We start from the raw sequence: 22870 nt of genomic DNA, 5'->3' as shown, positions 1-22870 counted from the left end.
GGATCGGGGCGGTTTTACAGGGCCTTGCTGACCTGAATGTCGCTGATCTTCTCGGCGTCGTCGCCGTGGATCTTGCGCAGGGCCTGCTGCGCCTGCTCCAGGGAGGCATCGGGCATCAGGGCGAAATCCCAGCGGCGTTCGCCGTCGAGCTTGTACTTGATCACATACTTGATGGTCTGGGTCATGCGGGCGTTATCCGAGTTTCGACGAGGAGCGGCGAATGATCTTGATCTTGTGCGTCAGGGTCGGCTTGCGGGTCACCGAGATCGGGCGCGTGGTGACGGTATCGATGGTGATGTTCCAGAAACCGGTGCTGGGCACGGTGATTTTTGCCGGGAACTTCTCGAAGTGGCCGCCGTGGTAAGTGTGTCGCCCGCCATTCTTGAAGCTGCGGAAGTTGGCGTCGTTCATCAGGCGGATGTTGCAGCGCTGGGAGCATTCGATGACGACGATATCGTCCTCGTTCAGGTGCTCGCGCTGGTGTACGAATTTCATGGGGTGCTCCGCAAGGGTTGTTTCTGCAAAGGCGAAAGATACCACGATGTGGGGCTACACTTGCGTCCGGGCTCGAGCCGGCGGGGAGATTTCTGCCAGATCGGGGAGCAATTGCGCCTGGCTGCGGTCAGAGGGTGACCTTTGCAATTGGAGTAGCGTAAATGAAATGGCTGGTAGCGGCGGTGGCGCTGGCGCTGGGGGGCTGCGCAAGCGTGACGGAGCTGGAGCAGTCCCACGAAACCATGGATGTGATGTCTGGCAAGACGCCCCGTGAATACGCCGATTGCGTCAAGCGCAAGCTGGCGGACAGCCGTGACCCGTTGGGTGAAGAAGTGCGCGGCGACGGCCTGCGCCTGATCGTGCCGCAAAAACTCTCGGCCAGCGCAGGGCCGGCGGCGCTGCTGGACATCGACAAGCGTGGCAGCGGCAGTGCGATCAAGGTTCATGAGCGGTTGAGCAATTTCCCCCTGCGCCTGGGGGATGTACGCACGGCGGCGACAGCGTGCATCTCCGGTTCTTGATCCAGCGCAGTCATTGATCGATTAAAAGGCAGATTGCCCTTTTCCTTCCCGGTGACACGTTGTCGCATACCGGGGATAAGCCCTAGTATTTCTGGGCTTATGTCGTTTGAGCCTAAGCTTATAACAAGGAAAATGGAGTCTTCCGTGATGATATCCCTGAGTCGTGTCGTGATCGGCGGTTGGCTGATCCTGGCCTGGCCCTCGGCGTATGCCGCCGACGGGCAACAGGTCTTCAACCAGGGCGGGCAGAACCCCGCCGCCATGGCCTGCCTTGGCTGCCATGGGCCGGACGGCAAAGGCATTGCCGCAGCCGGCTTCCCCCGCCTTGCGGGTTTGCCTGCCGGCTACCTTGCCAAGCAACTGCGGGATTTTCGCCAGGGCAGCCGCAAGCAGGCGGTGATGGAGCCGCTGGCCAAGGCGCTGAGTGACGCGGAAATCGACGCCGTCAGCACCTACCTGGCGGCGCTCCCTGCCGATGGCGCTGCCGAGCTGCGTCGCCAGCAAATTGCCGGCGATGCGGTATCCCGTTTGGCCCTGTATGGCGACTGGGGCCGGCAGATCCCTGGCTGCGTGCAGTGCCATGGGCCTGGTGGCAGCGGGGTCGGCGAACACTTCCCGCCCCTGGCCGGGCAACCGGCCGGCTACCTGGTTGCCCAGCTCAATGCCTGGCGCGACGGCAGCCGCAGCAACGACCCCAACCAGTTGATGGTCAACGTGGCCAAGGCCATGACCGATGCCGAGGTCAAGGCGATAGCCGAGTATTTCGCCAACGCAGCAAGCCCGTCGCCCAGCCAGGAGGTCAAGCCATGAAAACCCTGATCCCCGCTGTGCTGTTGCTGGCCATGGGCATTGCCCAGGCCGCGCCGATTGCCATGGAAGATCAATCGCAGCTCAAGGTGCCGGGCGTGCAGGCCGCGCCGCAGTTCGTGGCGCCCGCCGAAAGCGCCATCCCCGACAACGCCTTTGGCAAGATGGTCCGCCAAGGCCATGCATTGTTCGTCGATACCCGCCGCTTGATGCCCGACGCCGTGGGCAATGGCCTGAATTGCAGCAATTGCCACCTTGATCAGGGGCGCATGGCCCACTCGGCGCCGTTGTGGGGCGCCTATCCGATGTACCCGGCCTACCGCAAGAAAAACGACAAGGTCAACACCTTCGCCGAACGCATCCAGGGTTGTTTCCAGTTCAGCATGAATGGCAAGCCACCGGCGGCCGACAGCCCGCAGATGACTGCGCTGAGTGTGTATGCCTACTGGCTGTCGACCCAGGCGCCGACCGGCGTCGAGATCGCCGGCCGTGGCTACCCCGACGTTGCGCAGCCCGCGGGCGGCTACGATTTCAAGCGTGGCCAGCAGGTGTACCGCGAGCAATGCGCGATCTGCCACGGTGACAACGGTGAAGGGCAGAAGGTCGCCGGGGAATACGTGATGCCGCCGTTGTGGGGCAAGGACTCGTACAACTGGGGGGCGGGCATGCACCGCATCAACACCGCGGCGTCGTTCATCAAATACAACATGCCGCTGGGCAAGCCTGGCAGCCTGAGCGACCAGCAGGCCTGGGACGTGGCTGCGTGGATCAACCGCCACGAGCGGCCACAGGATCCACGCTTGGTGGACGGCTCGATCGAGAAGACGCGATTGAAGTTCCATGCCAATGACGGGGTCAACCTGTACGGGCAAAAGGTCGACGGTGTGCTGGTCGGGCAGGGCACCGGCGGCTGAGCGTGGCAGCGGCCCACGGCCATGACGCCGTGGGCCGCCCCGCAAAGGCGGCCAGGTGTGTTCCAGCAGTGCCGCGCTAGATTCGCGCTGGGTCCGTCTGCAGCAACCACAGCTGGCTGTTGCTTGCCAGTTGCTGGTCCAGGGTTGATTCAAGCCCCTCTACGCGGGCCTTTTCCTGCTTGAACAGCTGGTCGAGCAGCGCCATCAGGTCACGGGACTTGCTTGCCGAGCGCGGTGTGCTGATATCGGATTGCACGGCCCCATCGCGCATGGTCAGCACGCGCTTGGTGCTGCTTGCTTGTTGGCTTACCCCTGCCTCGGTCAGTTCGCCGTCGAGTATCGACAGCCGGCTGATGCTGCTGGCCTGTTCGCGCAGCACACGGTAGTGGTAGTCACCGCCAACAACGCCGTCGGTAAGCCGTGCCGACGAGTCGAGGCTGCTGTGCCAGGCGGCGTCGAGGGTGGCCTGCTGCTGCTGTTGGCGAGTGACGTTGTTGCCCTTGCTCTGGGTCGAGGTGGACTGCGAGACCTGGTAGGCGAAGCGGTCCTCTTCATCCAGTCTTAGCGGGTTTGGTCGCGTGCTGGTCTGGCTGATCGAGGCGCTGAAGTCGGCCAGACCGCTGAGCAGCGAGCGGCTGAACGTGTGGTTTGGCATGCTGTGCTCGGCCGGGCGCGGGCTATTGTCGTCCACCTGGTTGAGTTGGCGGAAGGCGTCCTTGAACAGCGTCATCAAGTGCGCATCGCCCTTGCCGCGCTCCTGCGCAGCATCGAACTGGGCCAGGTAGTTGTTGAGCGCCGCCTGTCGCTGCGCCGTGCCACCAAGCAAGCTACCCCCCTGGGTGTCGAGGTTCAGTTGCAGGTCGCCGTTCGGCCCCTGCAGGCTGACACTGCGGGTGGTTTGATTCAGACGCAGATCGAAGGTCTGCTGCTCGCCGTCGACCAGATCGAGCCTGGCATTCATCTGCAGCCCGGTGAACAGGTTCTGATCGAGCTTGAGCATAGCGTCCAGCTTGAGGCGCGGCGGCTGCTGGTTCAGGCCGCTGATCACCGACTCGAAGCCATTGGCGAGGCTCGCCAGGCTCTTCAGTTCGGTGTCGCTGAGGGTGCCGTTCTGCACCTCGGCATCGACGGCCAGGCCTTTCTCGCTGCTGTAGAGGCCGAGGGTGACAGTTGCCCCGGAAGCGGTGGTCAGGTTCAAGGTCACGTGGTTGCTGGCGTACTTACGCAGCTCTGACTGCTGCTGGGCCAGCAGCACGGCGTCGGCTTGGCTGTTTGCGCCTGCCAGCAGCGCCGATTGGGACACGCGCTGGCCGCCGTTGGCGACCAGTTGTTCCATGAGGGTTGCGCCCAGGCCCTGGAAACTCCCGCTCAGCGTATTGCTCCTGAGGCTGCCCTGCATGTGCAGGCTGAGCGGGTCGGTGTTTTCCTGCTGCCAGAGGTAACGGCTTTGCGGTGTGCCCAGCGAGCCCCTGGCGGAGTATGTCTGGGCATCGGCAACGCGGGTATCCAGGCCGAGGTTGACCTGAGCGCTTGGGCTGTCGGCGGGGTGTGCGGCCTTGTGCAGGCTGACGGTCTGCTGGGGGGGGGAGCTGCTGTAGGCGAGGGGGAGCCGCAGCGCGGCGCTGATCGGGTTCATGTCGCTGTCCTTGCGCGGGAATGGGTCTACCGGTGATATCGGCATGCCATCGTCAAACCTGAGCGATATGTGCGAAACGAACCGGCCCGCCATAAGGCGGGCCGGTCGAAGCAGCAGCTGACGATCAGCGGCGGCGGAACAGCGGCAGCGGCTCGTCGGTGGCGCCCTGGTAGGTCACCGAGAAGTCCTTCAGGCTCTGCAGCGCGTCTTCCGGGTCCTTGTCGGCACGGATGGCGAACGCATCGAAGCCGCAGCGGGCCATGTAGAACAGCTGGTCGCGCAGCACGTCGCCGATGGCGCGCAGCTCACCCTTGAACTTGTAACGGTCACGCAGCAGGCGCGCATTGGAATAGTTGCGCCCGTCGGTGAAGGCCGGGAAGTTCAGGGCGATGACCTGGAAGTGCTGGACGTCTGCGCCGATCTCTTCCGCTTCCTCGTCGCTGTCCAGCCAGATGCCCAGGCCGCCGTCGCGGGCCTTGAGCATGCTCGGATGGTCACGCCACAGTTGCAGCGGCACGATGTAGTCGTCGCAGTTGGTCAGCTCGTCGATCGAGACGTCCTTGGGCAGCAGGTGCCAGGTTTCGTCGACGATCTGGTTGTTCTTAATGATTCGCTGCATAGACGCGTTCCTTGAAGGGGTCGATGCCGATCCGCTGGTAGGTGTCGATGAAGCGCTCGTCTTCGGTGCGTTGCTCGACATACACGTTGATCAGCTTCTCGATCACGTCGGCCATGTCATCCTGGGCGAACGAAGGGCCGAGGATCTTGCCCAGGCTGGCGTCGCGCGCGGCGTTGCCGCCCAGCGAAACCTGGTAGAACTCCTCGCCTTTCTTGTCCACCCCGAGGATGCCGATGTGGCCGACGTGGTGGTGGCCGCAGGCGTTCATGCAGCCGGAGATGTTCAGGTCGAGCTCGCCGATGTCGAACAGGTAGTCCAGGTCGTCGAAGCGGCGCTGGATGGACTCGGCGATCGGGATCGACTTGGCGTTGGCCAGCGAGCAGAAATCACCGCCCGGGCAGCAGATGATGTCGGTCAGCAGGCCGATGTTCGGCGTGGCGAAGCCTTGCTCGCGCAGTTCCAGCCACAGGGCGTGCAGCTGGCGCTGCTCGACGTCGGCGAGGATGATGTTCTGCTCGTGCGAGGTGCGCAGGTAGCCGAAGCTGTAGCGCTCGGCGAAGTCGGCGACGGCGTCCAGCTGCTTGTCGGTCAGATCGCCCGGGGCGACGCCGGTGGGCTTGAGCGACAGGGTGACAGCGACGTAGCCCGGCTTCTTGTGCGCGCGGGTGTTGCGCGAACGCCAGCGGGCGAAGCCTGGGTGCTCGGCATCCAGTGTGCTGAAGTCCTGGTTGTCGAGCGCCAGGTACTCAGGGTCGACGAAGTGGCGCGCCACGCGCTGCACTTCGGCCTCGGTCAGGGTGGTGTCGCCACCGCGCAGGTGGGCCATTTCGGCCTCGACCTTCTCGGCGAACACTTCCGGGGTGAGGGCCTTGACCAGGATCTTGATCCGCGCCTTGTACTTGTTGTCACGGCGGCCGTAACGGTTGTACACGCGCAGGATGGCGTCCAGGTAGCTGAGCAACTCCTGCCACGGCAGGAACTCGTTGATGAACGCGCCGATCACCGGGGTACGGCCCAGGCCGCCACCTACCAGCACGCGGAAGCCCAGCTCGCCGGCAGCGTTGCGCACCGGCTCAAGGCCGATGTCGTGCACTTCGATGGCGGCGCGGTCGTCGCTCGAACCGTTGACGGCAATCTTGAACTTGCGCGGCAGGTAGGCGAATTCCGGGTGGAAGGTGGTCCACTGGCGGACGATCTCGCACCATGGGCGCGGGTCCACCAGCTCGTCGGCGGCGACACCGGCGAACTGGTCGGTGGTCACGTTGCGCAGGCAGTTGCCGCTGGTCTGGATCGCGTGCATCTGCACGGTGGCCAGCTCGGCCAGGATGTCCGGGATGTCTTCCAGTGCCGGCCAGTTGTACTGCACGTTCTGGCGGGTGCTGATATGCGCGTAGCCCTTATCGTAGTCGCGGGCGATCTTCGCCAGCATACGGGCCTGCGTCGCGTTCAGCTGGCCATAGGGCACGGCGACGCGCAGCATCGGGGCGAAGCGTTGGACATAGAGCCCGTTCTGCAGGCGCAGCGGGCGGAATTCTTCTTCGCTCAGCTCACCGGCCAGGTAGCGGCGGGTCTGATCACGGAACTGCTTGACGCGGTCCTCGATGATCCGCTGATCGTACTCGTCGTATACGTACATAAAAGTCCTGTCTCAGGCTGCATGCAGCTAATCGCGCGCACGGCCGCGCACTCCGGAGCGGAGCGGGGGAACGATAGCAGAGTGGGTTTATGCGCTAAAGTGATGTTTTTGCATATGAAAAGAACCATTTGGACTAAGTGAGACTGACTGCCATTTGCCCGCTCTACACCGCGCTACGCGTATACTCCGCTGTTTGCTCCCCAGGGATGTAACCGCATGCTCAAGGCCTTGTGCCAGGGCCTGTGCCTGAGCCTGCCACTGGTGGCGGGCGCACAGGCCGCTTCGGTGGTATTTCTCAACCCAGGCTTGTCCAACGAGACGTTCTGGGTCGACTACTCACGCTTCATGCAGGCCGCCGCCACGGACCTGGGCATGCAACTGCGCGTGCAGTACAGCGAGCGCCGGGCCGACCTCGCCCTGACCCAGGCCCGCGCCGTGCTGCAGGGGCCGGAACGCCCGGATTACCTGGTGCTGGTCAACGAACAGTACGTCGCTCCCGAGATCATTCGCCTGTCCCGCGGCACCGGGGTCAAGCTGTTTTTGGTCAACAACGGCCTGACGGACAGCCAAGCGCGCAGCATCCAGGCCCAGCCCGACAAGTACCCCGAAGTGCTCGGCACCCTGACCAACAACGACGAAGCGGCCGGCTACCAAATGCTCAAGGCGATGGTGGCGAAACTGCCGCCCTCGTCCGAGCCGGTCGACCTGCTGGCCTTTGCCGGGGTCAAGACCACCCCGGCCTCGCAACTGCGCGAGCAGGGCATGCGCCGCGCGCTGGCGGACTTCCCGCAGGTGCGCTTGCGCCAGGTGGTGTATGGCGGCTGGAACCGCCAGCGCGCCTTCGAACAGGCGCAGGTGCTGCTGGAGCGCTATCCGCAGACGCGGCTGGTGTGGTCGGCCAACGATGAAATGGCCTTCGGCGCCATGCGGGCCTTCGAGCAGGCTGGCAAGGTGCCGGGGCGCGATGCTGTGTTCAGTGCGGTGAACAGCTCGCCGGAAGCCCTCCGTGCACTGATCGACGGGCGCCTGGGGGTGTTGATGGGCGGCCATTTCACCCTGGGCGGCTGGGCCATGGTCATGCTGCACGACGATGCCATGGGCCTGGCGGTGAATCGCGACGGATTGCGCGAGCATCAGGTGCCGGTCTTGCAGCTGATCGACCCGGCCAAGGCCCGACGCTGGCTGCAGTTGCTGGAGCAGGGTGGCCACGGCGTCGACTTTCATCACTACAGCGCCGAAGGGCGGCCGGCCAGCTACCGCTACCCGTTTCTCACGTCGCCCGTCGACTATTGAAAGTCCCTGCTTGAGCGAAGGACATTGCTGGACTTAACTGCTGCTTGTGAAGTGCATTCCCATAACCACTACAAGAGGCAATGCAATGGGAAACTCAACCAAGGTCCGCAAAGCTGACAGCAGTGTCGACGCCTGGGCGATCCTGTGCCTGATCGTGCTGGTGGTGGTCACCGCCGTGTATTGGGTCAGCCACCAGTAACGGGCCGCCATAAACCGTGAAACAAACCTGAACCGCCCGCGGAGTGGATACCCGCGGGCGGTTTGCGTTCAGCATCCATTTCATCGTGACCTGATGGCTTGCGGTCCTACAGGGATTGCATGTTTGTCTAGCGCGCAGTCAGATGCACCGCCAGTTGCACCAGCCCGATCAGCACGAAGATGAACACCAGGGTGAACAGCGTGCCCATTACGATGAAGTGGCTGGCCTTGCCGTAGGTGAAATCGCGGGCGCGATTCTTGCCGCTTTGCACGCCGAAGGCGGCGGCGAGGATGCTTTGCAGCATCTGCCAGAAGGTGGGCGGTTTGCCTTGGCTGGAATCGTCCATGGTTGGCTCCTTGGGTCAGAGGCAATCAGGGACAGTGTAGGTGAATGTTCCGAGCCCATCGCCGGCTTGCCGGCGATGGGCTCGGAGCGGGCTTAACTGTCGTAACCCAGGTTCGGCGCCAGCCAGCGCTCGCTCACGCTCAGGTCCTGGCCCTTGCGTTCGCTGTATTGCTCGACCTGGTCCTTGTCCACCTTGCCCACGGCAAAGTACTGCGCCTGCGGGTGGGCGAAGTACCAGCCGCTGACCGCCGCCGCCGGGAACATGGCGAAGTGCTCGGTAAGGAACACCCCACTTGGGCCGGTTTCGCCGATGGCGCTGCCGTCGAGCAGGCGGAACAGGGTTTCCTTCTCGGTGTGGTCCGGGCATGCCGGGTAGCCAGGGGCAGGGCGGATACCGCTGTACTGCTCCTTGATCAGCGCTTCGTTGTCCAGGTGCTCGTCCTTGGCATAACCCCAGTGCTCTTTACGCACCTGCTCGTGCAGCCATTCGGCGCAGGCCTCGGCCAGGCGGTCGGCCAGGGCCTTGACCATGATCGAGCTGTAGTCGTCGCCCTTGTCCTGGTAGGCCTTGGCCACTTCCTCGGCGCCGATGCCGGCGGTGGTGATGAAGCCACCCACGTAGTCGGTCACGCCACTGTCCTTCGGCGCGACGAAGTCGGCCAGCGACCAGTTCGGCTTGCCGTCAGGCTTGATGGTCTGCTGGCGCAGGTGGTGCAGGGTGGCCAGCGGTTTGCCGTCGTCGCCATACACCTCGATGTCGTCATGGTTGACCTGGTTGGCCGGCCAGAAGCCGAACACCGCGCGGGCACTGATCAGCTTTTCGTCGATGAGTTTGTCGAGCATCTCGCGGGCGTCCTGGTACAGCGAGGTGGCCGCCTCGCCGACCACTTCGTCGGTGAGGATGCGCGGGAACTTGCCGGCCAGGTCCCAGGAAATGAAGAACGGGGTCCAGTCGATGTACTCGGCCAGGGTGCGCAGGTCGATGTTGTCCAGTACTTTCACGCCAGTGAAGGACGGCACTGCGGCCTGGTAGCCGGCCCAATCGTATTGCGGCTTGGCGGCGATGGCCTGGGCATAGCTCAGGCGCTCGGTGCGGGCGCTGCGGTTGGCGGTGCGCTCGCGCACCTGCACGTACTCCTCGCGGGTCTTCTCGACGAAGCCGGCCTTGAGCTCCTTGGACAGCAGCTGGGTGGCCACGCCCACCGCGCGCGAGGCGTCGGTGACGTAGACCACGGCATCGTTCGAGTACTTGGGCTCGATCTTCACCGCGGTGTGCGCCTTGGAGGTGGTGGCGCCACCGATCATCAGCGGCAGATGGAAGCCCTGGCGCTGCATCTCGCGGGCGACGTGGACCATCTCGTCCAGTGACGGGGTAATCAGGCCGGACAGGCCGATGATGTCGCACTTCTGCTCGCGGGCGGTCTGCAGGATCTTCTCGGCCGGCACCATCACGCCCAGGTCGACGATGTCGTAGCCGTTGCAACCGAGCACCACGCCGACGATGTTCTTGCCGATGTCATGCACGTCGCCCTTGACCGTGGCCATGAGGATCTTGCCCTTGGCCTCGGGCTTGTCGCCTTTCTCTGCTTCGATGAACGGGATCAGGTGGGCCACGGCCTGCTTCATCACCCGGGCCGATTTCACCACCTGGGGCAGGAACATCTTGCCGGCGCCGAACAGGTCGCCGACCACGTTCATGCCGCTCATCAGCGGGCCTTCGATCACCTCGATCGGGCGCGCGCATTGCTGGCGGCACTCCTCGGTGTCTTCGACGATGTGCGCGGTGATGCCCTTGACCAAGGCGTGCTCCAGGCGCTTGTCGACCGGCAGCGAGCGCCAGGCTTCGTTCTCGACTTCCTTGGTGGCGCCGCCACCTTTGTAGTCGTCGGCGATGGCCAGCAGGGCGTCGGTGCCTTCGGGGGTGCGGTTGAGCACCACGTCCTCGACCTTCTCGCGCAGCGCGGCGGGGATTTCGTCGTAGATTTCCAGCTGGCCGGCGTTGACGATACCCATGGTCAGGCCGTTCTGGATGGCGTGATACAGGAACACCGAGTGGATCGCCTCGCGCACCGGGTTGTTGCCACGGAACGAGAACGACACGTTGGACACACCGCCCGAGGTCAGGGCGTAGGGCAGGTGGTCGCGGATATAGGCACACGCCTCGATGAAGTCGACGGCGTAGTTGTTGTGCTCCTCGATGCCGGTGGCGACGGCGAAGATGTTCGGGTCGAAGATGATGTCTTCCGGCGGGAAGCCCACTTCATTGACCAGGATGTCGTAGCTGCGCTGGCAGATTTCTTTCTTGCGCGCGGCGGTGTCGGCCTGGCCGACTTCGTCGAAGGCCATCACCACCACGGCGGCGCCGTAGCGCTTGCACAGGCGGGCGTGGTGCTTGAACTGCTCGACGCCTTCCTTCATCGAGATCGAGTTGACGATGCCCTTGCCCTGGATGCACTTGAGGCCCGCCTCGATCACCTCCCACTTGGAGGAGTCGATCATGATCGGCACGCGGGAGATGTCCGGCTCGCCGGCGATCAGGTTGAGGAAGCGGACCATGGCGGCCTGGGAGTCGAGCATCCCTTCGTCCATGTTGATGTCGATCACCTGGGCGCCGGCCTCGACCTGCTGCAGGGCGACCTCAAGCGCTTCGGTGTAGTTCTCTTCACGGATCAGCCGGGCGAACTTGGCGGAGCCGGTGATGTTGGTGCGCTCGCCGACGTTGACGAACAGCGACTGGCGATCGATGGTGAACGGTTCCAGGCCCGACAGGCGGCAGGCCTTGGGGATGTCCGGGATTTCACGCGGCTTGTACTTGGCCACGGCCTCGGCGATGGCCTGGATGTGCGGCGGGGTGGTGCCGCAGCAGCCGCCGATGATGTTGAGGAAGCCGCTGGCGGCGAACTCTTCGACCACGGCAGCCATTTCTGCCGGGGTTTCATCGTATTCGCCGAAGGCGTTCGGCAGGCCGGCGTTGGGGTGCGCCGAAACGAAGGTGTCGGCCTTGCCCGACAGCTCTTCCAGGTACGGGCGCAGGTCCTTGGCGCCCAGGGCGCAGTTCAGGCCGATGGAGATCGGCTTGGCGTGGCGCACCGAGTTCCAGAACGCTTCGGTGGTCTGCCCGGACAGGGTGCGGCCGGAGGCATCGGTGATGGTCCCGGAGATCATGATCGGCAGTTCGACAGCATCTTCCTCGAACACCTGCTGCACGGCGAAGATCGCCGCCTTGGCGTTGAGCGTGTCGAAGATGGTTTCGATCAGGATCAGGTCGGCGCCGCCCTCGATCAGGCCGCGGGTGGCCTCGATGTAGTTCACCACCAGTTCGTCGAAGGTGACGTTGCGATAGCCCGGGTCGTTGACGTCGGGGGAGATCGAGCAGGTGCGGCTGGTCGGGCCGAGCACGCCGGCGACGAAGCGCGGCTTGTCCGGGGTTTCCAGGGTTTTCGCGTCGGCCACCTGGCGGGCGATGCGTGCGCCTTCGACGTTGAGCTCGTACACCAGCGCTTCCATGCCGTAGTCGGCCTGGGAAATCTGCGTGGCGTTGAAGGTGTTGGTTTCGAGGATGTCGGCGCCGGCGTCCAGGTAGGCTTTCTCGATCGCCGCGATCACATCGGGGCGGCTGAGCAGCAGCAGGTCGTTGTTGCCCTTCACGTCGCTTGGCCAATCAGCGAAGCGCGTGCCACGATAGTCGTGTTCCTCGAGGCGGTAACTCTGGATCATAGTACCCATGCCGCCGTCGAGGATCAGGATGCGCTCTTTGAGTGCTTTCTGGAGTGCTTGGTAACGAGCGCTGCGGTCGGACATAGGACTACCTGGTCGGGCGAATATCAGAAGGTGCCGAATAATAACAAAGCTGCATGGATTTTAGGCGTTCTGCCCATTTGCATGAATTTCACTCATGTTGGGAGGCGCGCTACCCACACCTCAGGACCCGCCAGGCACATCGTGATGGCTTCAAGTAACCAGGACATTCGGCACATGCTGTTTCGCATTCTTGCCAGCGCCTTCGCACTGCTGATCAGTGGCGCGGCGTTCGCGCAGGCCCCGCAATCCAGCCCGGCGGTTTCATACACCCGGGACATTCAACCGATCTTCACCGAGAAGTGCGTGGCCTGCCACGCCTGCAACGATGCTGCCTGCCAGCTCAACCTGGGCAGTGCCGAAGGCGCCGAGCGCGGCGCCTCCAAGGTGCCGGTCTATCAGGGCGAGCGCAGCAAGGCGGTGCCCACCACCCGGCTGTTCTATGACGCCCGTGACGAGGCCGGCTGGCGCAAGCAGGGCTTCTATTCGGTGCTGGACAAGCAAGGCAGCCAGGCAGCGCTGATGGCACGCATGCTCGAGCTGGGCCACAAGACCCCGCTCACGCCCAACGCCAAGCTGCCCGAAGAGATCGTGCTGGGGCTCAACCGCAACAACATGTGCCCCATGCCCCACGAGTTCGACGCCTACGCCGGTGCCCATCCCAAGGAGGGCATGCCGTTGGCGGTGACCGGCCTGACCGACCAGGAGTACCAGACCTTGCAGCGCTGGCTGGCGGCCGGTGCCCCGGTGGAGAAGACCCCGATCCAGCCAAGTGCCGTCGAAGCGCAGCAGATCGCCGACTGGGAAGAGCTGCTCAACCGCCCGGGTTCGACCGAAGCGCTGGTCGGCCGCTGGCTGTACGAGCACCTGTTCCTCGCCCACATCTATTTCAAGGGCGGCGAGCAGGGCCACTTCTTCCAGTGGGTACGCTCGCGCACGCCCAGCGGCCAGCCGGTCGACCTGATCGCCACCCGCCGCCCCAACGACCCGCCCGGCACCGATTTCTACTACCGGCTGATCCCGGTGCAGGGTGTGATAGTGCACAAGACCCACATCACCTACCCGATGGGCCCGCAGAAGCTCAAACGCGTCAAGCAGCTGTTCTACAGCGGCGACTGGCACGCCGATGCGCTGCCCGGTTACGGCCCGCGCCACCGCGCCAACCCGTTCGAAACCTTCGAGGCGATCCCGGCGGTGGCGCGTTACCAGTTCATGCTGGATAACGCCGAATATTTCGTGCGTACCTTCATCCGTGGCCCGGTGTGCCGTGGGCAGATCGCCACTGACGTGATCCGTGACAACTTCTGGGCGCTGTTCCAGGAGCCGGCCCACGACCTCTACATCACCGATGCGCGCTACCGGGGCGAGGCCACGCCGTTGCTGGCCATGCCGGGCCAGATCGACGACGTGGGCAGCGTGCTGAGCCTGTGGCACGCCTATCGCGACAAGCGCAACGACTACGAGGCGCTGCGCCGCGAGGCCTATGCCGAGCAGCCCGCGCCGAGCTGGTCGACCCTGTGGGCGGGTAATGACAATGCCCTGCTGAGCATCTTCCGCCACTTCGACAGCGCCTCGGTCACCAAGGGCCTGATCGGCGATGTACCCTTGACCATGTGGCTGTTCGACTACCCGCTGTTCGAACGCACTTATTACCAGCTGGCGGTGAACTTCGACGTGTTCGGCAACGTCTCGCACCAGTTGCAGACTCGCCTGTACTTCGACCTGATCCGCAACGGCGCCGAGGTCAATTTCCTGCGCCTGATGCCGGCCAACAAGCGTGGCGAGATCCTCGGCGACTGGTACCAGAACAGCGGCAAGGTGAAGATGTGGATGGACTACACCGACATCGACACCGACACCCCCAGTGCCCTCAAGCTCGACAAGCACGACCCCAAGCGCGATTTCGGTCTCAAGTTGCTGCAGCGCACCGGCAGCCTGAATGCCGCGCCTGACCCGATCAACCGCTGTCAGGGGGCCTTCTGCTCGCGGCCGCAGATGAGCGAGGAGTTCCGTGATGTCGAGCAGTCGCTCAGTCGTCTGGTTTCACGCCCGGCCGCCGGCCTGAAGGTAATCGGCCAGTTGCCCGAGGCGACGATGCTGCGTATCGAAGGGCAGGGCGGCCAGCGCCAGGTCTACAGCCTGCTGCGCAACCGCGCCCACAGCAATGTGGCCTTCCTGCTTGGCGAGGCGTACCGCTACCAGCCTGGGCTGGACAGCCTCACGCTGTACCCCGGCGTGCTCAGCAGCTATCCCAACTTCATCTTCAATGTGCCGGCCAAGGATGTACCGGAGTTTGTCGAAGACCTGGAGGCCGCCCGTGACGACACGGCGAAGTTCGAGCGGGTGGTGATGCGTTGGGGCGTACGCCGCAGCCATCCCGAGTTCTGGCGCTACTTCCATGACCTGAGCCGCTACCTGCAGGAGACCGATCCGGTGGAAGAGGGCGTGCTGGACATGAACCGCTACGAGAACCTCTGATCGGTCAGCCGGGACATTCCCGGTATCCTGCGGTCGGAGTGGGTGAACAGGCTTTGGGGCTGCCTTGCAGCCCTTCGCGGGTAAACCCGCTCCCACAGGGATAGTGCAGACCTTGGGTTCAGCACAGTGCTTGTGGGAGCGGGTTTACCCGCGAACGAGCGCGACGCGCTCGCGAAGGCCTCAATGCACCGGCAATCGCAGGTATTTCATGCTGTATTCGCTTCAAGCTCTGCGCGCATTCGCCGCCTGGGTGGTGGTCTGCCACCACTTCCGGCAAATCTTCTTCGACTTCCACGCCAGCGGCCCGATCGGCCAACTGCTCGCCGAGCGCGGTGCGGTGGGGGTGGATATCTTCTTCGTGATCAGCGGGCTGGTGATTTACCTGTCCACCCGCGACAAGGACATAGCCCCCGGGCAGTTCCTGCTCAACCGCGCCCTGCGCATCGTCCCGGCCTACTGGTTCTACACACTGTTGATGGCCGTATTGATGCTGATCGCCAGCCGCTGGATGCCGCACCAGGTCTTCGAGTGGCAGCACCTTTTGTTGTCGCTGCTGTTCATCCCGGCCGAAAACCCTGGTGGCTATGGCCTGTACCCCACGCTCAACGTCGGCTGGACGCTGAACTTCGAGATGTTCTTCTACCTGCTGTTCGGCCTGGCCTTCCTGGTGCGCCAGCGCCATCACCTGTTGCTGGTGACGGCGGCGCTGTTGCTGGTCAGCGAAGTGCTCGGCCGCCTGGGTGTGCTCAGCCGTTTCTACAACAACGACATCGTCTATGAATTCCTGCTGGGCATCGGCCTGGGGGTGCTGTACCGGCGCGGGCTGATCCGCGAGGGGCTATGGCTGCCATTGGGGCTGCTGGCGCTGGCGGGCTTCGCGCTCTATCACCTGGACGCCTCGCAGCGCCTGCTGCACTGGGGCCTGCCCAGCGCGCTGGTGGTACTGGCGTTCATTGCCCTGGAGCCGTACTTCAAAGGCAACCGGCTGCTCAAGATGCTGGGCGACTGCTCCTATTCGGTGTACCTGATCCATGTGCTGGTGCTTTACGCTGGCCTGTTCGCCAGCCAGCGGCTGCGCCTGAACCCGTACCTGGTATTCGCCCTGTGCGTGCCGTCAATCGGACTAATGTCGTGGTTCAGCTATCACTGGCTGGAACGTGGCTTGTACGGGCGGCTCAAGGCCTGGTTTGCGGCTCCCGTGGCCGCGGAACCCGCGCTGGCGCTATCCCGAGTCAAATACTAGGACTTTGTTCGGGGCACGGGTTGGCGTACACTGCCGGCAAGTCTGTGAGGAACTTCCATGAGCGCTATAACTATTACCGACGCCGCCCATGATTACCTGGCCGATCTGCTCTCCAAGCAGAACACGCCGGGGATCGGCATCCGTATTTTCATCACCCAGCCGGGCACCCAGTACGCCGAAACCTGCATCGCCTACTGCAAGCCAGGCGAAGAAAAACCCGACGACGAGCCGGTGGGCCTGAAGAGCTTCACCGCTTACCTGGACGCCGTCAGCGTGCCGTTTCTCGAAGACGCGCTGGTCGACTATGCCACCGACCGCATGGGCGGCCAGCTGACCATCAAGGCCCCGAACGCCAAGGTGCCGATGGTCAACGAAGACAGCCCGATCAACGAGCGGATCAACTACTACCTGCAGACCGAGATCAACCCGGGCCTGGCCAGCCACGGCGGTGCCGTGAGCTTGGTCGACGTGGTCGATGACGGCATTGCCGTGCTGCAGTTCGGCGGTGGTTGCCAGGGTTGCGGCCAGGCCGACGTGACGCTCAAGGAAGGCATCGAGCGCACCCTGCTCGAGCGCATTCCGGAGCTCAAGGGCGTGCGTGACGTGACTGACCACAGTCAGAAAGAAAACGCCTACTACTAAGGTGATTCTTCCTATCGCGGGGCAAGCCCGCTCCCACGCACACAAACCTGCGTGGGAGCGGGCTTGCCCCGCGATGCTTTTAGACGATGCCTGCCTTGATCCCTAGCAACAAACTGTTACGGATTCAACCCCTGCGACAACCGGTCGCGCCCCGTATTCAAAGGGCTGCAGCCCGATCCACCCTAGGTCGGGTGGATGGCCAGGGGGTGGCATGACAGAATGCCCCGGTTTTCTGGCTGGCCCATCCCAAGGGCCGGCACCTTCCCTGTAAAGGATGGTTCCATGACTGATCTGTTGACCCGGCGCGCGGTAGTCGCCGGGATGGGCGTACTGGGGCTTGGCCTGTTGGCGGGTTGCAACCCGGCCCGCGGCCTGGACTTCAAGTACGGCAAGAACATGAGCAACGAGATCCTCGGGCGCAAATTCAAGCTCAAGGACACCCAGGGCAACGAACGCTCCCTGTCGAGCTTTTACGGCAGCATGCCGATGATCTTCTTCGGCTTCACCCAGTGCCCGGCGGTCTGCCCGACTGCGCTGGCGCGTGTGGCGCAGATCCGCAAGATGCTCCGGGGCCGTGACCTCGAGCTGTTCCAGCCAGTGCTCATCACCCTGGACCCGGAACGCGACACTCCCGAAGTGCTCGATGCCTACGTCAAGGCGTTCGACCCGTCGATCATCGCCCTCACCGGCACCCCCGAGGAAATCGCCGAAGTGGCCCGGGAGTTCAAGGTGTTCTACGAAAAAGTCCCGGTCGGCGACACCTATACCGTCTCTCACTCGTCCACCAGCTACGTCTACGATACCCGTGGCACCCTGCGCCTGAGCCTCGGCCATTCCCTCAATGCCAAGGAATGCACCGAAGACCTGCTCACCCTGATGGAGATTTGCTGAATGTCGATGCAACCGATCAAACGCACCCTGGCTGCCCTGGCGCTGTTCGGCCTGGCCCTGCCGGCCTTCGCCCAGACCACCGTGAGCGACGCCTGGGTGCGCGCCAGCGTGCCGCACCAGCAATCCACCGGTGCCTTCATGACCCTCACCGCCAGTAGCGACAGCAAACTGGTAAGCGTGGCATCGCCCGTAGCCAAGACCGTGCAGGTGCACGAAATGACCATGAACGGCGACGTGATGGGCATGCGTGAGGTCAAGGCGGTCGAACTGCCGGCCGGCAAGCCGGTCACCCTCGACCCGAATGGCCTGCACGTGATGCTGATGGGCCTGAACCAGCAGGTAAAGGATGGTGAGCAGGTGCCACTGACCCTGACCATCGAGGATGCCAAGGGCGCCAAGGAAACCCTGCAGGTGCAGGCAACGGTGCGTCCGCTCACTGCCGAGGCGGGCGGCGGGCATGATCATATGCACATGAAGCACTGATCCAGTTGGGGCCGCTTATGCGGCCCTCACTTTTTCAGCCCGGTGCACAGGCTCCCGCGATGTGCGTTCAGCTACGGAAGCGGGGCAGCGGGCGTTCGATGCTCAGTGACGTCAGCGTCTTGCGCACCTGCGCTTCGTCGGCTTCCAGCGCCTTGAGGCTTGCGCGGATCTTGCCGGCGGCGGGCACGTCGCCCTGGCGATCGATCCAGTCGGCGATTTCCTTGCAGGCGCTGCTCAAGTTGGCCTGGCGCTGGGTCATCAGCGACAGCAGATTGGTGATTTCACGTTCGGACATGGCGGGATCCTCCGTTCAGCCCCTTGAGTGTAGCAGTGGCCTGCCAGGCTGCCTGGGGTGGATTGCCGCACGCCGTCAGGGGCTCAGGCAGGCCTGGCGGTAAGCGCCTGGGGTGACGCCATAGGCCTGTTTGAACTGTCGGCTGAGGTGGCTCTGGTCGGCAAACCCCAGGTTGAAGGCGACTTCCAGGGCCGGCAGGCCGCTGCGCAGCAATTCCCGGGCACGGGTCAGGCGGCGTTGCTTGAGCCAAGCATGGGGCGGCAGGCCAGTGGCCTGGCGGAACACTCGGGCGAAGTGGAAGGGCGAGAGGTTCACCGCCGCCGCCAGGGTTTCCAGCGACGGTGGGTCGGCCAGCTGGCTTTCCAGCAACTCGCGGGCGCGGGCCACCGCCAGTGGCTCATGGCCGGGGGCGGCGGGTTCGGCGCAGTGGCCGTGGCGCTGCACCAGCGCCAATACCGCCTGGCGCCAGGCGGTCTGTTGTTCGAGGGCGCTGGCACCGGTTTCCGAACGCTGGTTCAGCTGGCTGAAGGCCGCGGCCAGTGCCGGGTCCTGGATCACACTGGCCTTGAACAGCGGCATGCCGTGGCGGCCCAGCTCCAGCTCGTCGAGCACCCCGGTGACCCGTGCGCATTCGGGGTAGAACCCACGGTAGCGCCAACCGGCCTCATGGGCGGTGGCACCGGTGTGCAGCTCGTCGGGGTTGATCAACACCATGCTGCCCACCGGCGCCAGGTGCTCGCTGCCACGGTGCCAGAAGCGCTGGGCGCCGGACTCGATCACCGTGAACACATAGCCTTCGTGCACATGCGGGGCAAAGCGCTGCTGGAAGTAACGGGCGTGCAGCATCTCGACGTCGCCCAGCGCCGGTGCTTGCCACAGGTGGGTCTGTTCGCGTTGGGGCGTGGTCATGCCAGCCAGCTGCGCAGCAGGAAGAAGATCAGCATGCTCGCCAGCATGCTCAGCAATACGCTGCGGGTCAACAGCACCAGGGTGATGGCCACCAGCGCGCCGAGCAGGTAGGGGTTGAGCGGATTCAGATCGAGCTGGTGGCCAGGCAGGAAGATGATCGGCCCGCAGATGGCCGTGAGCATGCCGGGCACGGCAAAGCCGAGGAACTGCCGGGCGTTGGAGCTCAGCCGCAAGGGCAGGCGCGGTTCCAGAAAGGCATAGCGGTTGAGGAACACCACCGCCCCCATGGCGAAGATCAGCAGCCAGATCATGGACGGCCTCCGGAGAATTTCTGACAGATGAAGCCCGCGGCCATGCCCAGCAGGCCGGCCGCCACCAGCGCGGTTTCCCAGTGCCAGAAGCTGAACAGCACCGAGCAGAACAGCGATACCGCCACGCACACCACCGTGGGCAGGTTGCGCACCAGCGGCGCGATCAGCGCGACAAAGGTGGCGACAATGGAGAAATCCAGGCCCAGCTGATCCAGGTGCGGGATGTTCTGGCCGAGGATGATGCCGGCCAGGGTGAACAGGTTCCACGCCACGTAGAAGGTCAGGCCCACCCCCAGGGCGTACCAGCGGTTGAACTGCTGCTGGTCGTGGTGGCTGGTCAGAGCGAAGAACTCATCGGTGAGCAGGAACCCCAACCCCAGCCGCCAGCGCGTCGGCAACCCCGACAGCACGGGCCGCATCGACAGCCCGTAAAGCAGGTGTTGCGAGGTCAGCAGCAGCGTGGTGAGCAGGATCGAGAACAGGTTGGCGCCGCCCTTGAGCATGCCGATCGCCACCAGTTGCGCGGCACCGGCGAAGACAATGGCCGATAACCCCTGGCCTTGCCAGGCACTGAGGTTGGCTTCGATGGCCATGGAACCGGCGAGCAGCCCCCAGGGGGCGACGGCCAGTGACAGCGGCAGGATGGCGATGGCGCCATGGACGAATGCCTGGCGGGCTAGGGTGGGGTTGGGCATGGGGCACGACAACGAATCGACAGGGTGGGCCAGCATGCCAGAGGTGTCGCCCGCTGGCTTGAACGTTCTTGCTGGTTTGCCGACGAGGGCTTAGCGATTGCTCAAGTGTTGTTGCGCCGTCGCGCAGCCATTGATTTCCACTGCCTTCTGTAGCAAGGCCTGGCGCCGCACCGGGTCGAGGTCACTGAGCAGGCGGAACACTTCGGCCTGGTAGTCGCGCTGGCGCCCCCACTGTAACGCCAGGCCTTGTGGCCGACTGCGGCTGCAGGCCAGGCGCGTGGCCGGCTGCGGGTAGTAGGGCGCATACAGGGTGGCCATACGGGGGATCGACTCCAGCGCCTCGCGGTAGGCAGGGCTGCTGTTGTACGGCCGACACCAACGGGCGATGGCCAGTGCAGGCGGGGCAAAACCTTGCTTGAGGCTGGCTTCCAGTAGTGGGCAGGCAGCGTCCGGAATCTGTGTGGTCGGCAGGAAGGTGATGTAGTACAGCGCCAGGCGGTACTGCGCGACCGGGTGATCGAGCGCCACTGATTTCTTCAATAGCGCCACCGCTGTGGGCAGGGTGCGGGCCATGGCCTGGCCCTGGCGGCTGAGTTCGGGGTCGCTTGCAACGGTACGCAACGGGCTGGCGCTGTCGTCTGCCACGTCCGCCTGCTCCAGTAACGGCAAGGCCTGGCGGTAGAGCAGGTCAGCATGCGGGTCGATGCTCACTTCCAACGCCTGGGCAGCGAACGTCGTCAGCAGCAGCGGCAGGCAGGCCGCGCGCAGGGTGCCAAGCCCCTGGCGTGGGTGGACGGCTTGAATGGTCATGGCAGGTGCGGGTGTGCCTCAGGCGAATCAGGTGCGACGACAGCGTATTCTAGCCATCCTCGTACGCTTGCCGGAAGTCCGGGAAACCCCTATCAGCCCTGCTTGGCCGGCGGCACCCTGCGTTGCGCGTGTTTTTCCTGGGCCAGGCCCAGCTTGGCGGTGATCACCTTGGCCAGGGCATTGTTGCCTTGATCGTTGAAGTGCAGGCGATCGACGAACAGGTCTTCGGCAAAAGCCGGTGAGCTGCTGAGCATGCAGTTCATGTCGTAGCAAGGGACCGGCTCGGCCTGGCTTCTGATGCGTCGAAAGAACGTCGAGTGCAGTTGGCGGTCGTAGCTGTCACCGAGCAGGCGATCGAAGTTCGTCGGTTGCTTCGCCAGGCTGGCCAGCATCGATTGTTCGCCGGTGGGCAGCGTCTCGCGGCACCAGGGCAGCAGCGGCTGGAGGATGAAGGTCAGGCTGGTATGGTCGTCTGCCAGCAGGCGCTCCCATTGGCGCAAGGTACGGCCGATGCTGTCGGCGGCGCGGGCCAGGCGTTTGTCTGCGGGCGACAATGCATCGAGCGTCGGCCATTGCGGCGCCTGGCGAGGGGCAACGGCATGCCGCAGCTGCTGCCACAATGATGCGCGGCGCGCCGGCGCGGTGTCCTGCACCCCCTCGTTGAAGCGATTGAGAAACGCCAGGTGGGCCTGCGAGTGCTGCGGGTCGTGGGCAGCGGCGAGTACCTCGACCAGTGCCTCCTGGGCGAGGGTGTTCAAGCCGCTGAGTACCACCACATGGCCGAGCTGGCCAAAGCGGTGCTGATGGGTGAGGAACAGCAGCAGTTCCTGTGTGGCGTTGAGCCCGCATCCGGCCAGGCTTAGCCAGGTCTCGCCGGTCAGCAGCGACAGATTGGACGCCACCGTATGTTCATCGGAGCTGGCACCGACTCCCAGTGCGGTGGAGCCCCCCACCAGCAGGTTGATGCGCCCTGCGCCTGCGCACTCGGCCACCGAAAAGCGCTTGCCGGCGCGATGGCTGTAGCGCATCCCCTGTGCGTCGGTGTTGATGGTGCTGGAGCGATAGCCCTGTTCGTGAACGTACAGTGTCTGCGGTGCGCGGCGGCTGCCCAGCTGCAGGAAGCGCTGATAGCTGTCTTGCAACGGCTGCGCAACACCTGTCGTGGGCCTGGCGATCAGGGTCATGGACGCTCCTTGGCGGCGTGCCGCACGGCAGGGCTCAGGCCGTCAGGGCCTTGAGGTTGTAGGCCAGGCCCACGCCGGCGATCAGTAGCAGGGCAACCCCCGAAGCCAGGCTGATCAGGCGGTTGCTGCGCTGCGAGGCGATCTTGCCGATGGCGAAGATGTACAGGCTGAGCACGGCGAAGTCGATGGCGATCCACAGCAGTGACAGCACCACCATGCTTTTGCCGAACGACTCGGTGATCTGGATGAACTGCGGGAAGAACGAGATGAAGAAGATGATGTCCTTGGGATTGGAGATGCCGACCATGAACCCCTGCAGCAGGCCGCCGCGGGTGGCCGCTGGCGCTTCGGCTGCGGCCTGCTGTGCTGGTGGGGCCTGCAGGGCTTCGCGCAGGGTGCCCACAGCGATATAGCCGATGAACAGGCAGCCCAGCAGGCTCATGCCGTTGAGCCAGGTTTTGTCGATGGCTGCGCTGGTCATGATGATCCAGGCCGCGACGCCGATCAGCACCAGTGAGGCCCAGTTGGTGCCGATGGCGGTGAACAGGGCCTTGCGCGAGCCGGCGGCGGCGGCGGTGTTGACGATCAGCGCCACCACCGGGCCGGGTGTGGCGATCAGCAGCAGGACGGTGAGGGCGTAGGTGGCGGTCAGTGCGGTATTCACGT

Annotated in this window: 23 protein-coding genes; 9 read left to right on the top strand and 14 right to left on the bottom strand. The window is 64.3% G+C overall.

Annotation, left to right across the window (positions count from 1 at the left end):
- Positions 1-14: 14 nt before the first annotated feature.
- Positions 15-185, bottom strand: a complete 171-nt coding sequence (locus EJA05_RS28275; RefSeq protein ID WP_167409850.1) for a hypothetical protein — start codon at positions 183-185, stop codon at positions 15-17.
- Positions 186-192: 7 nt separating this feature from the next.
- Positions 193-495, bottom strand: a complete 303-nt coding sequence (locus EJA05_RS17005) for a DUF1883 domain-containing protein (RefSeq protein ID WP_046855131.1) — start codon at positions 493-495, stop codon at positions 193-195.
- Positions 496-656: 161 nt separating this feature from the next.
- Here EJA05_RS17005 and EJA05_RS17000 point away from each other — a divergent pair, with 161 nt between their 5' ends.
- The 3 genes from EJA05_RS17000 to EJA05_RS16990 all read left to right on the top strand — a co-directional run bounded on the left by EJA05_RS17000 (position 657) and on the right by EJA05_RS16990 (position 2737).
- A complete protein-coding gene (locus EJA05_RS17000; RefSeq protein WP_125859132.1) occupies positions 657-1016 on the top strand; it encodes a hypothetical protein in 360 nt (119 codons plus the stop codon).
- A 147-nt stretch (positions 1017-1163) separates the two neighbouring features.
- Positions 1164-1826 (top strand): c-type cytochrome, encoded by a 663-nt coding sequence (locus tag EJA05_RS16995; protein WP_125861339.1) that lies wholly within the window; start codon positions 1164-1166, stop codon positions 1824-1826.
- A gap of 62 nt (positions 1827-1888) precedes the next feature.
- Positions 1889-2737 carry a c-type cytochrome gene (locus EJA05_RS16990; RefSeq protein ID WP_223811936.1) on the top strand — a complete coding sequence of 283 codons (849 nt, stop codon included), beginning with the start codon at positions 1889-1891 and terminating at the stop codon, positions 2735-2737.
- A 76-nt stretch (positions 2738-2813) separates the two neighbouring features.
- On the opposite strand, the gene EJA05_RS16985 is transcribed toward EJA05_RS16990, so the two are convergent.
- The 3 genes from EJA05_RS16985 to EJA05_RS16975 all read right to left on the bottom strand — a co-directional run bounded on the left by EJA05_RS16985 (position 2814) and on the right by EJA05_RS16975 (position 6628).
- Positions 2814-4373, bottom strand: a complete 1560-nt coding sequence (locus EJA05_RS16985) for a hypothetical protein (RefSeq protein ID WP_125859130.1) — start codon at positions 4371-4373, stop codon at positions 2814-2816.
- Between the two features lie 124 nt (positions 4374-4497).
- Positions 4498-4992 (bottom strand): DUF934 domain-containing protein, encoded by a 495-nt coding sequence (locus tag EJA05_RS16980; RefSeq protein ID WP_110995358.1) that lies wholly within the window; start codon positions 4990-4992, stop codon positions 4498-4500.
- A complete protein-coding gene (locus EJA05_RS16975) occupies positions 4976-6628 on the bottom strand; it encodes a nitrite/sulfite reductase (protein WP_125859129.1) in 1653 nt (550 codons plus the stop codon). Before EJA05_RS16975 ends, EJA05_RS16980 begins: the two co-directional genes overlap by 17 nt.
- Positions 6629-6844: 216 nt before the next feature.
- Between EJA05_RS16975 and EJA05_RS16970 the strand changes: the two genes are divergently transcribed.
- Positions 6845-7921, top strand: a complete 1077-nt coding sequence (locus EJA05_RS16970; protein ID WP_125859128.1) for an ABC transporter substrate-binding protein — start codon at positions 6845-6847, stop codon at positions 7919-7921.
- Positions 7922-8247: 326 nt separating this feature from the next.
- Here the strand turns inward: EJA05_RS16970 and EJA05_RS16965 are convergent, their stop codons facing one another.
- Both EJA05_RS16965 and metH read right to left on the bottom strand, forming a co-directional pair.
- Positions 8248-8466: a DUF2970 domain-containing protein gene (locus EJA05_RS16965; protein ID WP_125464551.1), complete on the bottom strand. Its 219-nt coding sequence runs from the start codon at positions 8464-8466 to the stop codon at positions 8248-8250.
- A 92-nt stretch (positions 8467-8558) separates the two neighbouring features.
- Positions 8559-12266, bottom strand: a complete 3708-nt coding sequence (gene metH / locus EJA05_RS16960; RefSeq protein ID WP_125859127.1) for a methionine synthase — start codon at positions 12264-12266, stop codon at positions 8559-8561.
- Between the two features lie 174 nt (positions 12267-12440).
- Between metH and EJA05_RS16955 the strand changes: the two genes are divergently transcribed.
- The 5 genes from EJA05_RS16955 to EJA05_RS16935 all read left to right on the top strand — a co-directional run bounded on the left by EJA05_RS16955 (position 12441) and on the right by EJA05_RS16935 (position 18000).
- On the top strand, positions 12441-14741 hold the full coding sequence (locus tag EJA05_RS16955) for a fatty acid cis/trans isomerase (RefSeq protein ID WP_125859126.1): 2301 nt from the start codon (positions 12441-12443) through the stop codon (positions 14739-14741).
- A 208-nt stretch (positions 14742-14949) separates the two neighbouring features.
- The gene (locus EJA05_RS16950; protein ID WP_125859125.1) at positions 14950-15984 is read left to right on the top strand and encodes an acyltransferase family protein; all 1035 of its coding nucleotides are present in this window, start codon (positions 14950-14952) and stop codon (positions 15982-15984) included.
- A gap of 57 nt (positions 15985-16041) precedes the next feature.
- Entirely contained in the window at positions 16042-16626 is a 585-nt protein-coding gene (nfuA, locus tag EJA05_RS16945) for a Fe-S biogenesis protein NfuA (RefSeq protein ID WP_110996563.1), read from the top strand.
- Between the two features lie 282 nt (positions 16627-16908).
- Complete coding sequence (locus tag EJA05_RS16940) at positions 16909-17517, top strand: SCO family protein (RefSeq protein WP_125464547.1); 609 nt, start codon at positions 16909-16911, stop codon at positions 17515-17517.
- The gene (locus EJA05_RS16935) at positions 17518-18000 is read left to right on the top strand and encodes a copper chaperone PCu(A)C (RefSeq protein ID WP_110996176.1); all 483 of its coding nucleotides are present in this window, start codon (positions 17518-17520) and stop codon (positions 17998-18000) included. It abuts the gene before it with no gap.
- Between the two features lie 67 nt (positions 18001-18067).
- Here EJA05_RS16935 and EJA05_RS16930 read toward each other — a convergent pair whose 3' ends face one another.
- The 7 genes from EJA05_RS16930 to EJA05_RS16900 all read right to left on the bottom strand — a co-directional run bounded on the left by EJA05_RS16930 (position 18068) and on the right by EJA05_RS16900 (position 22868).
- Complete coding sequence (locus EJA05_RS16930; protein WP_110996175.1) at positions 18068-18295, bottom strand: hypothetical protein; 228 nt, start codon at positions 18293-18295, stop codon at positions 18068-18070.
- A gap of 75 nt (positions 18296-18370) precedes the next feature.
- On the bottom strand, positions 18371-19204 hold the full coding sequence (locus EJA05_RS16925) for an AraC family transcriptional regulator (protein WP_125859124.1): 834 nt from the start codon (positions 19202-19204) through the stop codon (positions 18371-18373).
- Positions 19201-19515, bottom strand: a complete 315-nt coding sequence (locus EJA05_RS16920) for an AzlD domain-containing protein (RefSeq protein WP_125464545.1) — start codon at positions 19513-19515, stop codon at positions 19201-19203. Before EJA05_RS16920 ends, EJA05_RS16925 begins: the two co-directional genes overlap by 4 nt.
- Positions 19512-20210, bottom strand: a complete 699-nt coding sequence (locus tag EJA05_RS16915; RefSeq protein WP_125859123.1) for an AzlC family ABC transporter permease — start codon at positions 20208-20210, stop codon at positions 19512-19514. Before EJA05_RS16915 ends, EJA05_RS16920 begins: the two co-directional genes overlap by 4 nt.
- A gap of 90 nt (positions 20211-20300) precedes the next feature.
- Entirely contained in the window at positions 20301-21020 is a 720-nt protein-coding gene (locus tag EJA05_RS16910) for a sel1 repeat family protein (protein ID WP_223811836.1), read from the bottom strand.
- Positions 21021-21112: 92 nt separating this feature from the next.
- Positions 21113-22204 (bottom strand): hypothetical protein, encoded by a 1092-nt coding sequence (locus EJA05_RS16905; RefSeq protein ID WP_125859122.1) that lies wholly within the window; start codon positions 22202-22204, stop codon positions 21113-21115.
- 34 nt (positions 22205-22238) lie between these two features.
- Positions 22239-22868 (bottom strand): LysE family translocator, encoded by a 630-nt coding sequence (locus EJA05_RS16900; RefSeq protein WP_125859121.1) that lies wholly within the window; start codon positions 22866-22868, stop codon positions 22239-22241.
- Positions 22869-22870: the final 2 nt, after the last annotated feature.

Origin of the sequence: Pseudomonas oryziphila (assembly GCF_003940825.1) — a bacterium.
In the GTDB taxonomy this organism is placed as follows: domain Bacteria; phylum Pseudomonadota; class Gammaproteobacteria; order Pseudomonadales; family Pseudomonadaceae; genus Aquipseudomonas; species Aquipseudomonas sichuanensis.
The sequence above is the reverse complement of the archived record's forward strand: the minus strand, read 5'-3'. Positions and strand labels throughout refer to the sequence as shown.

Coding starts and splice junctions, on each gene's coding strand:
- nfuA (WP_110996563.1), top strand. CDS start 16,042: ATGAGCGCTATAACTATTACCGACGCCGCCCATGATTACCTGGCCGAT.
- EJA05_RS16995 (WP_125861339.1), top strand. CDS start 1,164: ATGATATCCCTGAGTCGTGTCGTGATCGGCGGTTGGCTGATCCTGGCC.
- EJA05_RS28275 (WP_167409850.1), bottom strand. CDS start 185: ATGACCCAGACCATCAAGTATGTGATCAAGTACAAGCTCGACGGCGAA.
- EJA05_RS16950 (WP_125859125.1), top strand. CDS start 14,950: ATGCTGTATTCGCTTCAAGCTCTGCGCGCATTCGCCGCCTGGGTGGTG.
- EJA05_RS16955 (WP_125859126.1), top strand. CDS start 12,441: ATGCTGTTTCGCATTCTTGCCAGCGCCTTCGCACTGCTGATCAGTGGC.
- EJA05_RS16935 (WP_110996176.1), top strand. CDS start 17,518: ATGTCGATGCAACCGATCAAACGCACCCTGGCTGCCCTGGCGCTGTTC.
- EJA05_RS16910 (WP_223811836.1), bottom strand. CDS start 21,020: ATGACCATTCAAGCCGTCCACCCACGCCAGGGGCTTGGCACCCTGCGC.
- EJA05_RS16990 (WP_223811936.1), top strand. CDS start 1,889: ATGGAAGATCAATCGCAGCTCAAGGTGCCGGGCGTGCAGGCCGCGCCG.
- EJA05_RS16970 (WP_125859128.1), top strand. CDS start 6,845: ATGCTCAAGGCCTTGTGCCAGGGCCTGTGCCTGAGCCTGCCACTGGTG.
- EJA05_RS16940 (WP_125464547.1), top strand. CDS start 16,909: ATGACTGATCTGTTGACCCGGCGCGCGGTAGTCGCCGGGATGGGCGTA.
- EJA05_RS16905 (WP_125859122.1), bottom strand. CDS start 22,204: ATGACCCTGATCGCCAGGCCCACGACAGGTGTTGCGCAGCCGTTGCAA.
- EJA05_RS16975 (WP_125859129.1), bottom strand. CDS start 6,628: ATGTACGTATACGACGAGTACGATCAGCGGATCATCGAGGACCGCGTC.
- EJA05_RS17000 (WP_125859132.1), top strand. CDS start 657: ATGAAATGGCTGGTAGCGGCGGTGGCGCTGGCGCTGGGGGGCTGCGCA.
- EJA05_RS16930 (WP_110996175.1), bottom strand. CDS start 18,295: ATGTCCGAACGTGAAATCACCAATCTGCTGTCGCTGATGACCCAGCGC.
- EJA05_RS16985 (WP_125859130.1), bottom strand. CDS start 4,373: ATGAACCCGATCAGCGCCGCGCTGCGGCTCCCCCTCGCCTACAGCAGC.
- metH (WP_125859127.1), bottom strand. CDS start 12,266: ATGTCCGACCGCAGCGCTCGTTACCAAGCACTCCAGAAAGCACTCAAA.
- EJA05_RS17005 (WP_046855131.1), bottom strand. CDS start 495: ATGAAATTCGTACACCAGCGCGAGCACCTGAACGAGGACGATATCGTC.
- EJA05_RS16925 (WP_125859124.1), bottom strand. CDS start 19,204: ATGACCACGCCCCAACGCGAACAGACCCACCTGTGGCAAGCACCGGCG.
- EJA05_RS16980 (WP_110995358.1), bottom strand. CDS start 4,992: ATGCAGCGAATCATTAAGAACAACCAGATCGTCGACGAAACCTGGCAC.
- EJA05_RS16965 (WP_125464551.1), bottom strand. CDS start 8,466: ATGGACGATTCCAGCCAAGGCAAACCGCCCACCTTCTGGCAGATGCTG.
- EJA05_RS16920 (WP_125464545.1), bottom strand. CDS start 19,515: ATGATCTGGCTGCTGATCTTCGCCATGGGGGCGGTGGTGTTCCTCAAC.
- EJA05_RS16915 (WP_125859123.1), bottom strand. CDS start 20,210: ATGCCCAACCCCACCCTAGCCCGCCAGGCATTCGTCCATGGCGCCATC.